This is a genomic window from Rhizobium sp. 2MFCol3.1 (assembly GCF_000377565.1).
Lineage (GTDB): Bacteria > Pseudomonadota > Alphaproteobacteria > Rhizobiales > Rhizobiaceae > Rhizobium.
The window spans coordinates 35440-45533 of sequence record NZ_KB898381.1 but is presented as its reverse complement, the minus strand read 5'-3'; the positions used below and the strand labels follow the sequence as shown (position 1 = coordinate 45533).

At 61.9% G+C, this 10094-nt stretch carries 9 protein-coding genes and 1 tRNA gene; 9 read left to right on the top strand and 1 reads right to left on the bottom strand.

Translation table 11 applies throughout. The features are described from left to right. Positions 1-197: 197 nt before the first annotated feature. Positions 198-274: transfer RNA gene (locus D460_RS0130830), tRNA-Met, on the top strand. A gap of 227 nt (positions 275-501) precedes the next feature. After that, a complete protein-coding gene (locus D460_RS0130825) occupies positions 502-1497 on the top strand; it encodes a hypothetical protein (RefSeq protein WP_018902477.1) in 996 nt (331 codons plus the stop codon). A 20-nt stretch (positions 1498-1517) separates the two neighbouring features. Here the strand turns inward: D460_RS0130825 and D460_RS34205 are convergent, their stop codons facing one another. After that, the gene (locus tag D460_RS34205; protein WP_018902476.1) at positions 1518-1757 is read right to left on the bottom strand and encodes a hypothetical protein; all 240 of its coding nucleotides are present in this window, start codon (positions 1755-1757) and stop codon (positions 1518-1520) included. A gap of 160 nt (positions 1758-1917) precedes the next feature. On the opposite strand from D460_RS34205, the gene D460_RS0130815 reads away from it, so the two are divergent. The 7 genes from D460_RS0130815 to D460_RS0130785 all read left to right on the top strand — a co-directional run bounded on the left by D460_RS0130815 (position 1918) and on the right by D460_RS0130785 (position 10058). Further along, positions 1918-2895, top strand: a complete 978-nt coding sequence (locus D460_RS0130815) for a MoxR family ATPase (RefSeq protein ID WP_018902475.1) — start codon at positions 1918-1920, stop codon at positions 2893-2895. Continuing rightward, the gene (locus D460_RS0130810; protein WP_018902474.1) at positions 2892-3845 is read left to right on the top strand and encodes a DUF58 domain-containing protein; all 954 of its coding nucleotides are present in this window, start codon (positions 2892-2894) and stop codon (positions 3843-3845) included. Before D460_RS0130815 ends, D460_RS0130810 begins: the two co-directional genes overlap by 4 nt. Continuing rightward, positions 3845-4351: a DUF4381 domain-containing protein gene (locus D460_RS0130805; RefSeq protein WP_018902473.1), complete on the top strand. Its 507-nt coding sequence runs from the start codon at positions 3845-3847 to the stop codon at positions 4349-4351. Before D460_RS0130810 ends, D460_RS0130805 begins: the two co-directional genes overlap by 1 nt. Next, positions 4338-5327, top strand: a complete 990-nt coding sequence (locus D460_RS0130800; RefSeq protein ID WP_018902472.1) for a VWA domain-containing protein — start codon at positions 4338-4340, stop codon at positions 5325-5327. The genes D460_RS0130805 and D460_RS0130800 overlap by 14 nt, the downstream gene beginning before the upstream one ends. After that, complete coding sequence (locus D460_RS0130795; protein ID WP_018902471.1) at positions 5324-6877, top strand: VWA domain-containing protein; 1554 nt, start codon at positions 5324-5326, stop codon at positions 6875-6877. The genes D460_RS0130800 and D460_RS0130795 overlap by 4 nt, the downstream gene beginning before the upstream one ends. Then, on the top strand, positions 6874-8196 hold the full coding sequence (locus D460_RS0130790) for a BatD family protein (RefSeq protein WP_018902470.1): 1323 nt from the start codon (positions 6874-6876) through the stop codon (positions 8194-8196). Before D460_RS0130795 ends, D460_RS0130790 begins: the two co-directional genes overlap by 4 nt. Positions 8197-8393: 197 nt before the next feature. After that, the gene (locus tag D460_RS0130785; RefSeq protein WP_018902469.1) at positions 8394-10058 is read left to right on the top strand and encodes an arylsulfatase; all 1665 of its coding nucleotides are present in this window, start codon (positions 8394-8396) and stop codon (positions 10056-10058) included. Positions 10059-10094 lie beyond the last annotated feature (36 nt).

Genomic DNA, 10094 nt, shown 5'->3' with positions numbered 1-10094 from the left:
CATACAGAATGAAACTTCGACGCACCTCAGCTATAATGGTGCGTCCCTTACAGGAACAAAACCCATAGGGTTTTGCTCCGGCACGACGACGGAAACGTCGTACGGGAGCAACCGCTTCGCAGTTGCCCCGGCAGAACGACAAACCGCTACGCGGTTCGTCGATGTTAGGATGAGGCGCAAGCGCCTCACCTTGAGGACGCGGGGTGGAGCAGCCCGGTAGCTCGTCAGGCTCATAACCTGAAGGCCGCAGGTTCAAATCCTGCCCCCGCAACCAATCTTATCTCCCAAAGCACAGACTACACAAACTTCGGCGTAGACCGTCCGGCCGGTGGCCAACGGTCCGCCCATAATGTCGAGCGAGCTCAAGGGCGCGGTCCGCGCCGTAAAATTTACCGTAACGTACTTTCATAGATGTCTGATTGGGTGAAACATGAGCCCGGACAGCAAGGCTCTCAGCGCGATCCTTGCGAATGCGTGAATGCGCAATTTTGCAGGGCCCTCATGCCATCGAACTCATTCGATCAGCTGATGCCATCGGGACTTGCCCTGCCGCCCGGTCAGGTCAAGGAGGAATTGGATCGCATCCTGGATAGCCCGGACTTCAAGTCGACGACACGGCGCCGGAAGCTTCTCAGATATCTGGTCGAAGAGTCGCTTGCCGGTCGCGACAAGGGGTTCAAGGGCTATACGATCGCCACGATCGTGTTCGGACGCGATGAGAGCTTCGATCCCCAAAGCGACCCGGTGGTCCGGCTCGAGGCGCGGCGATTGCGCCATGATCTCAACAGCTACTATGTCTCCGCCGGTCGCAACAGTCCGTTGCGGATCACCATCCCGAAAGGGCAATACGCGCCTGTCATGGAGTGGTTCGACAGTACGAGCGCGTCGGATGATTTAATTGGACATCTCGATGTGGCCGACAGGCCGGGCCCCGATATGGCGCCGGCACCGGTCTCCGCGCACGTCATTGAGACATGGCGTTTCGCAGGCCGCTCTCTCCTTTTCTGGATGGTCATGTTCTTGGTCGCGGTCGTAACCGTCACGGTCGTGCTTCTTGCCCGAAACGCAACGACGCAGATCCATGGCCCGGCGCTGGCTGTGCTGCCCTTCAAGGCGTCCGACGTGTCGCAGCCGATCCTGGGCGAAGGTTTCTCCGACGAGGTGCTGGCGAGGTTGAGCCGTTTTCCCGATATCCGTCTCTATCTCCCGCAGAGTGCGCTGGAGCCGACGGCGGATCCTGTCGATGTCGGACGGCGGTTGGGGCTGACATATGTGATCGACGGCGTCATTCAGTCCGTCGCGGGTTCCGACAGCGTGCGCGTGACCGTTCGTCTCACAGAGGTCTCGACGCGGCGGCTTGTCTGGATCGGAAAGTATGAACGGCCTTATGCCAGCGGCGCGTTTCTCGCCATGCAGGATGACATCGCGGCGTCGATCGCGGCCGCGTTGGGAAAGACGCAAGCGGACATGCGGTCTCACGAGAAGGCAAATCCCTGATGGCTCAAGGTCGCGAATGGTTAGTGCCTGTTCCAATCGACGGAATGCTCGAGCAACTCCTGGATCTCCAACTCGATCTCCTCGCTCAATCGGCGGAAATCGTCAGCCTTGCGCTCGTCCGCGATCCAGCGTTCCAGCGCGCATCGCGCGGTCGCGTAGTCTTCGCAGAGGCTGCGGAATTCGGGCGCACGGGCATAGAGGCGACGAATGCTCAGTTCGTGCGCGGGAAACCGGCTGATAATCGCGGACAATTGCTCCATGGCGACCATTTCCGCATGGGAACTCTTTTGCGATTATTGCGCGCGTGGACGGCGGCGGTAGGTGCGCACATGTACGAACATGTTCAGTGCTTGCCGGGGTGTGGACCGGTAACTAGCTTACCGGAGATAGAGCTGACCGGGCAGCAGCGGAGGAACAGAAGTGACGGCACGTGAGGATATTCTTGACCTGGGAAAGCGTGTCGGGAAGTCGATCATCGGCCAGGATGCGATGGTCGAGCGGCTGCTGCTTGGCTTGCTCGCCAATGGCCATCTACTCGTCGAAGGCCTGCCCGGCCTTGCCAAGACCAGAGCCATCAAGAGCCTGGCGAAGAACCTGGATTCGGAATTGTCGCGTGTCCAGTTTACCCCCGATCTTTTGCCCGCCGACATCACCGGTTCTGAGATCTATTTTTCCGAGGGCGGGAAGGGTGAATTCAAGTTCCAGCAGGGGCCGATCTTCGCGAACCTGATCCTCGCCGACGAGATCAACCGCGCACCCGCCAAGGTGCAGTCCGCGCTGCTTGAAGCGATGGAAGAGCGGCAGGTGACCGTCGGGGGCAAAAGCTATCCTCTTCCCGACCTCTTCATGGTGATGGCGACGCAGAACCCGATCGAGCAGGAGGGCACGTACCCGCTTCCCGAAGCACAGCTCGACCGCTTCCTCATGCATGTCGAGGTTGGATACCCCGACGAGACGTCGGAAGGGGCGATCATGCGTCTCAATCGCGACGAAGAAAACGCCTCTCACGAGAAGAGGCCGAATTCGACGATCGAGCGGCTCAACCCCCAATCGATCTTTGATGCGCGCAAGGAGATCGGTGCGGTCACCGTCTCCGAGCCCGTCGAAAAATATATCGTCGCTCTCGTCATCGCCACGCGCTACCCGGATCGTTACGACAAGGATCTTGCCAAACAGCTGCAGGTCGGCGTGAGCCCGCGCGGGGTGATCGGGCTCGACAAGGTGTCGCGTGCTTACGCCTGGCTGCAGGGACGCGACTACGTGACGCCTGACGACGTCAAGGCGGTGGCGAACGACGTCTTCCGACATCGCCTCATTCTGTCCTACGAGGCGCATGCTTCCAGCACCACGGCCGACCAGGTCATCGATCGCATCGTTGAGCTGGTGGCCGTCTCATGAGCGGCAAGCGGGATCGCGAGGTTGGCGTTCATGTGACGACACAGCAGCTGGTCGCGCTCGAGGGGCGTGCGCGAGACCTTACCTTTGTCCAGAAGGCGCGCAGTCACCAGCAGTTGGCCGGGCGCATGCAATCGGCCATGCGAGGCCGCGGTCTCGTCTTCGAGGAGCTGCGCGAGTACCTTCCCGGCGACGACGTACGGTCGATCGACTGGCGCGTCACGGCACGCACCAGCAGGCCGGTCGTCAGGGTTTACGGCGAGGAGAAGGAGCGCCCCGCCATTCTCGTCGTCGATCAGCGGATCAACATGTTCTTCGGAAGTCGGCTGGCGATGAAATCGGTCGCGGCGGCGCAGGCTGCGATGCTGACGGCCTGGCGCATTCTGGGCTCCGGTGATCGCGTCGGCGGCTTTGTGTTCGACGACCAGACCATAAGCGACGTGAAGCCGCATCGCAGCCGAAATGCGGTGATCGCTTTCGCCGACAGGATAGCAAGCCTGAACGGCGGATTGAATTCGACCTACGCGGTTCTCCCGTCGCCGACTGCGCTCGATGAGGTGCTGCACCGGGTGGCCGAGATCGCCCAGCATGATTTTCTTGTCGTCGTTGTCAGCGATTTCAACGGCCACAGCGAGACGACGCGCCAGTTGCTGCTGCAGCTCTCCTCGCGAAACGACGTCGTCTGTCTGCTGGTCTACGATCCCTTCCTGCTCGAATTGCCGTCCTCTGGTGACATTGTCGTCAGCGGTGGAACGTTGCAGGCCGAGTTGCCACTGGGCCAGCCGGCGGTGCGCCGGTCCATCGACACGTTCGCCAAGGATCGTGGCGACGAACTTCGCGCCTGGCAGCGCCAGCTCGGGCTGCCGATGCTGCCGATCTCCGCAGCCGAAGAGGTCGCGCCTCAATTACGAAGCCTGCTGGAGCAATCCGCCTGGCGGCAACGGAGGCGGTGATGGAAGAGCAGGCCCGATCCGATCCGATCACCGAGGCTGCCCTTCGCTCCTTCAAGGACATCGCGGTCCCGCAGCCCGTCTCCTGGATGCCGCAGACTTGGGGGTGGCTCGCCCTGGCGCTGATCCTGCTGGCGGCAATCCTGCTGTGGGGGTTGCTTCTCTACAGACGCTGGCGCCGCAACGCCTATCGTCGCGAGGCGTTGCGGCTTCTCGACGAGATCGCGGGCGATTTCCAAAGCCGAGGAACGCGCGCTGGAGCAGGCGCGCGGCTGGGCGAATTGCTCAAGCGAACGGCGCTCGCGGCCTGGCCACGCAAGACGATCGCGGCGGTCTCGGGCGACGAGTGGGTCGGGTTTCTGAGCTCTCATGGCGAAATCGGCGACGCCTTGAAACGCTATCTCGACGATCTCGAATATCGCGGCGGCGCGATATTGGGCGCCGATGCCACGGATGATCTCCTGCGCGATGCGCGGCGCTGGATCGAGAGGCATCATGTATCAGCTTGATATGCCATGGGCGCTGCTGCTTCTGCCTCTTCCGCTGCTGGTCTGGTGGCTGGTGCCGGCGCATCGCGAGACCTCGGCGTCGGTCCGGCTGGCTTTCTTCGATCAGGTCGCCCGCGCCGCCGGTGTCGAGCCCACGGTTGGCTCGGTGGTCCCCAGACGGTCCTGGGCGCAAATAGTCGTCGATGTTCTTGTCTGGTGCCTCATCGTCGTCGCCTTGGCGCGCCCACAATATGTGGAACCGCCATTGGAGAAGACCGAGCCGCAGCGCGACATTCTCCTGGCACTCGACCTCTCCCAGTCGATGGACACCCGCGATTTCGTGGCGCCCGACGGAGCATCGAAGGCACGTGTCGATGCGGTGAGAGCTGTTGTCGCAGACTTCGTCGCCAAGCGTTCCGGCGATCGCATCGGCCTGATTGCCTTCGGCGATGCTCCTTATCCGCTGGCACCGTTCACGATGGACCATGCGTTGGTCGAGACATTGGTCGAGGGGTTGCTTCCTGGCATCGCCGGGCCGCGAACGGCGCTGGGCGATACGCTCGGTCTCGGCATTCGCATGTTCGAAAAGACCACGGTGCCCGAGAAGGTGATGATCCTTCTCACCGATGGCAACGACACGGCAAGCAAGATGCCGCCGCTCAAGGCGGCTGATATCGCCCGGACCAAGGGTATCCTCATCCACGCCGTCGGCATCGGCAACCCGGCCGCGACAGGCGAGGACAAGCTCGACACAGCGTCTCTGGAGAAGATCGCAGAAACCACCGGCGGGCGCTATTTCTTCGGCGGCGACCAGAAGCAGCTGCAGGATATCTATGACGAGCTCGACCGGATCACGCCACAGGATCAGAAGCAGCTTTCCTGGCGGCCGCGCATCGAGCTCTTCCACTGGCCGCTCGGCGCAGCCGTGGCACTCGCCGTCGCATGGTACGGCTTGACCGGCATGCTTGGCCTCATCCGCAGGAGGGCGAGCGCGTGATTTCGGACTTTCACTTCCTTCGCCCACTGTGGCTCCTTGCCCTTCTCGCGCCGCCCATCATCATCTGGATGGCATCGCGGGCGGGGGATACTCGCAACCGCTGGAAAGGATTGATCGCGCCGCATCTGCTCGACAGCCTGATCGTTCAGCCGGATCGCAGGCATCGCCATGCGCTCGCCTGGGTTCTCGCCGCGCTGCTTGCGCTCGCGACGCTTGGCGTCGCCGGGCCGACCTGGAAGCGCGAGGCGCCGCCGTTCGTAGCCGATACCGCCTCGCTGGTGATTGCCGTCGATCTTTCTCCCACGATGGATGCGATCGACATTTCTCCAAGCCGGATCGAGCGGGTTAAGCTGAAGATCGATGATCTGCTTGCGGCGCGCAACGGCGCGCGCACCGCCGTGATTGCCTATTCCGGAACCGCCCATCTCGTCGTGCCGCTGACCGACGATGCGGAACTGATCGAGACCTATACCGATGCACTGGCGACGCGTATCATGCCGAAGCCCGGCCGGGACACGGTGGCCGCGCTCAAGCTGGCCGACGCCCTCTTGAAACGGGATGGAACGTCGGGGACAATCGCGCTTCTCACGGATGGCATCGAACCGGCCGCCACCGCGGGCGTCAGGCAGATCGGCAGCGCCATCGTCGTTCTCGGTATCGGTACCTCGGAGGGTGGCGTGGTGAAGCAGGCTGACGGCAGCTTTCTTGACAGTGCCGGCGGTGCTCGGCTGACGGCCAAACTCGATGTCGATGCCCTGAAAAAGTTCGGCAGCGATACCGGCGCCGATGTCGCGACCATCACGCGGGACGATACCGATATTCAATGGCTAGCGCAGCGTGTCCGAACCAATTTCGTCCAGCAGACGGCGACCCAGGGCGACCGCTGGCACGACCTCGGCTGGTGGCTGATCGCCCCTGCGGCGCTGTTGTCGGCGTTGTCATTTCGGCGCGGCTGGCTTGTCAGGTTGTCCGCAGTCTTCCTCGCCGTTCATGTCCTCTCGCCAACATCGGCTTCCGCCTTCGATTTCGCCGACATGTGGCTGACGCCGGACCAGCAGGGGCGCCAAGCCTATCAAAAGGGCGATTATCCGACGGCCGCCGACCATTTTCGCGATCCGATGTGGAAAGGTACTGCGCTCTATCGCGCCGCCCGCTACCAGGATGCGCTCGACGCCTTTGCGTCCGTCGACACGCCGGAGAGCTGGTACAACCAGGGAAACGCGTTGCTGCATCTGGGCAAGCTCGAAGAGGCGGTCGCCGCCTACACCAAGGCATTGGAGCAGCGGACGGACTGGCCCGACGCCACCACGAACCTGGCGATCGCCCGGCAACTGCTGAAGCAACAACAGGACGCAGAGCAGGAGCAGGAACAGGACCCCAACCAAAAACCCGACAGCATCCAGTTCGACGACAAGGGGAAGAAGGGCAAGGCCGGCGAAATGGCGGTTGCCGAGCAGACTTCGGAGATGTGGATGAAGAACATCCAGGTCAGTCCCGCTGATCTCATGGCCAGGAAATTCGCGATCGAGGCCGAAGGAGCTCAACCGTGAGAAAGGCAATCCTCCTCTTCGCCTTGTTTTCCGTCCCCTCATTCGCACATGGCGCCGAACCTTTCGCCCGGACGACCGTGGAAGGGACAGGCGGCATCGTTGCCGGCCAGCAAGTCCTTGTCGATGTGGATGTTTACGTCCCTGACTTCTTCACGTCGCCGCCGCAGTTTCCGCTTTTCGATCTTCCCCATGCCCTGGTCACGCTTCCGGACGAGCGCTCGCAAAACCTCACCGAAACGATCGACGGCGTGCAATATACCGGTATCCGCAAGACATATGCGATCGTGCCGCAGGTTTCCGGCGCCTACACATTGCCGGCGTTTGGCATCGAGTTCGGCCACGCCTCCGACGGCAAGCAAACGAAGGCGACGGTGAATGCGCCGGCAGTGTCCTTCAATGTCGAGGGGGTGGCGGGCAAGGAGCAGCATGTCACGTTCGCGGCAAGCAATCTTGTGGTCGAGCAGTCGTTCGATCCAGACGCCCGCACCATGAAGGTCGGGGATGCGCTGACCCGAACGATATCGATCACCGCGCAAGACACCCAGGCGATGATGATACCGCCGCTGGACCCGGGAAACGCAGCCGGGCTTCACCGATATGAAAACGCACCCGCCATCCAGGATGGTATCGCCCTTGGGCGCAACACGGCCAGCCGGCGAACCGAGACATTTGTCTATACGGCCGACAGGGAAGGGGCGTTCGTCTTGCCGGAGGTATCCTACAGCTGGTTCGACGTCTTGAGCCACGAGAGCAAATCCGCCTCGTTGCCGGCGATGACGATCAACGTATCGGCTGCCTTGAGCCCCGCCGCCGAAATCAAGCCCGTGCTTGAAGATGCGCCCCGGCCGCTTCCCTATGTCCAGCGCCAGAAAGCGGCGATCGCCATCGCACTTTTTCTTGCTGTCTCGGGGCTGCTCTGGATCGGTTACCGGGCCTTGCCCACGATCAGGTCACGGATCGATCGTGCTCGCGAGCGGCGCCACTCGTCCTACAGCCATCGCCTAAAGGGGTTGCGAAAGACGATCCTGACCGCACCTGAAATGGAGGTCTACAACGCTCTTCAGCAATGGAGCCGCCACGTGGGGTTCCGCACGCTCGACATGTGGGCGCGAGCAGGGTCCGCCGAATTGTCATCCCAAGTGGAAGTGCTTTCGCGAAAGCTCTTCAAACGGGAAGGCGGTAATCTCGATCGCAAGGCTCTGGCGTCCGCAGTCGATGTCAGGAAAACGGCTGGCGCTGCCAATCAGAGCAGCCTTCCGCCACTGAACCCGGGACACGGCTACAGTACGAACGGTACGAACCTCTCGCGCGATATCTAAAGCGACGCTACCGTCCTGGTTGTCAGGCCTGCCTCGACCTCTGTGGCAAACAAGAGCTGACACCGATCACACGTAACGCATGACCTGCACGTCGCAATGTGTCGGAGTTTTACGCTCGATTTAACGCAACGTCCCTTTGCGGATGCGAGAAGTCGCGCTGTCTATCCTGGCACGGTTCCAATCGAGGAGACTACCAGATGGATAATACCGAAAGTGGCAACCGCGATTCCCAATCGGCATCTGTGAGCCGCCGCAACCTTCTGCTTGGCGGAAGTTCTCTTGCCGTAACCGCTCTGGCGGCTGCCTCCATGGGGAACACCGCCAGCGCTCAAGCACAACAGGCCGCCCAGCCGCAGTCGGGGACGACAGGCAAGAAGCCGAACATCCTCGTCATCTTCGGCGACGATATCGGCATTCCGCAGATCAGCGCGTACACGATGGGGCTGATGGGGTATCGGACGCCCAACATCGATCGTATCGCCAGGGAAGGCGCGATCTTCACGGATTCCTATGGCCAGCAGAGCTGCACGGCCGGACGCGCCTCCTTCATTCTCGGCCAGGAACCGTTCCGCACCGGCCTGCTCACCATCGGCATGCCGGGCGATCCCCACGGGATCCAGGACTGGATGCCGACGATCGCCGACGTCATGAAAACGCAAGGCTACGCGACGGGCCAGTTCGGCAAGAACCACCTCGGTGACCAGGACCAGCATCTGCCGACCAAGCATGGCTTCGACGAGTTCTTCGGCAACCTCTATCACCTCAATGCGGAAGAGGAGCCGGAAGGCTACTTCTACCCGAAGGATCCCGCCTTCCGCCGGCAGTTCGGGCCGCGCGGCGTGATCAAGGCCACCGCGGACGGAAAGATCGAAGATACCGGCGCGCTCAATACCAAGCGCATGGAGACGGTGGACGAGGAGTTTCTAGGCGCCGCCAAGGACTTCATCGGCCGGCAGGCGAAAGCCGACAAGCCGTTCTTCTGCTGGTTCAACTCGACGCGAATGCACGTCTTCACGCATCTGAAGGCGGATTCGCTCGGCAAGACCGGCAAGGGCATTCACGCCGACGGGATGGTGGAGCATGACGGCCATGTCGGCCAGCTTCTTGACCAGCTGGACGAACTCGGCATCGCTGACAACACCATCGTCCTCTACACCACCGACAACGGCGCCGAGCTTGCGCTGTGGCCGGATGGCGCGATGACGCCGTTCCACGGTGAAAAGGGCACGACATGGGAGGGCGGCTTCCGCATTCCGATGATGGTGCGCTGGCCTGGCGTCGTAAAGCCGGGAACCGAGGTCAACGACATCGTCACCCTCATGGACTGGATGCCGACATTCGCCGGCGCGGCGGGCATCGCCAACATCAAGGAAGAGATGAAGGCCGGGTTCACCTCGGGAACCAAGACCTTCAAGGTGCATCTCGACGGCTATGACCTCGCCCCCATGCTGAAGGGTGAAGTGAAGACCGGTCCTCGCGACGCGGTCTATTATTTTGATCAGGGCGGCAATCTCAACGCCATCCGCTGGAACGACTGGAAGCTCAGCTTCGCGATCAACAGCGAAGGCAACATCGCCACGGCGACACGCGAGGTTCCGGCCTGGGCCAACATCGCCAACCTGCGCATGGACCCCTATGAACGCGGGCTGCACGAAGGCGGCGGCGCCATCGAGTTCCTCGCCCGCAACATGTGGCTGCTGGTGCCGGTCCAGGCAAAGATCAAGGACTTCTTCTCCGACTTCACCGAATACCCTTACCAGGAAGGCAGCAGCCTGAACGCAAGCAACATCAACTACGGCCTGCTGCGCCAACAAGCAGCCTTGAAGCGGCTGAACGAGCTCGAGCGGCTCGCGCCGCAATAGTTCTCTTGTATCGCCGCGGCAGCGCGCGCAATGCTG

Coding starts and splice junctions, on each gene's coding strand:
- D460_RS0130825 (WP_018902477.1), top strand. CDS start 502: ATGCCATCGAACTCATTCGATCAGCTGATGCCATCGGGACTTGCCCTG.
- D460_RS34205 (WP_018902476.1), bottom strand. CDS start 1,757: ATGGAGCAATTGTCCGCGATTATCAGCCGGTTTCCCGCGCACGAACTG.
- D460_RS0130810 (WP_018902474.1), top strand. CDS start 2,892: ATGAGCGGCAAGCGGGATCGCGAGGTTGGCGTTCATGTGACGACACAG.
- D460_RS0130805 (WP_018902473.1), top strand. CDS start 3,845: ATGGAAGAGCAGGCCCGATCCGATCCGATCACCGAGGCTGCCCTTCGC.
- D460_RS0130800 (WP_018902472.1), top strand. CDS start 4,338: ATGTATCAGCTTGATATGCCATGGGCGCTGCTGCTTCTGCCTCTTCCG.
- D460_RS0130785 (WP_018902469.1), top strand. CDS start 8,394: ATGGATAATACCGAAAGTGGCAACCGCGATTCCCAATCGGCATCTGTG.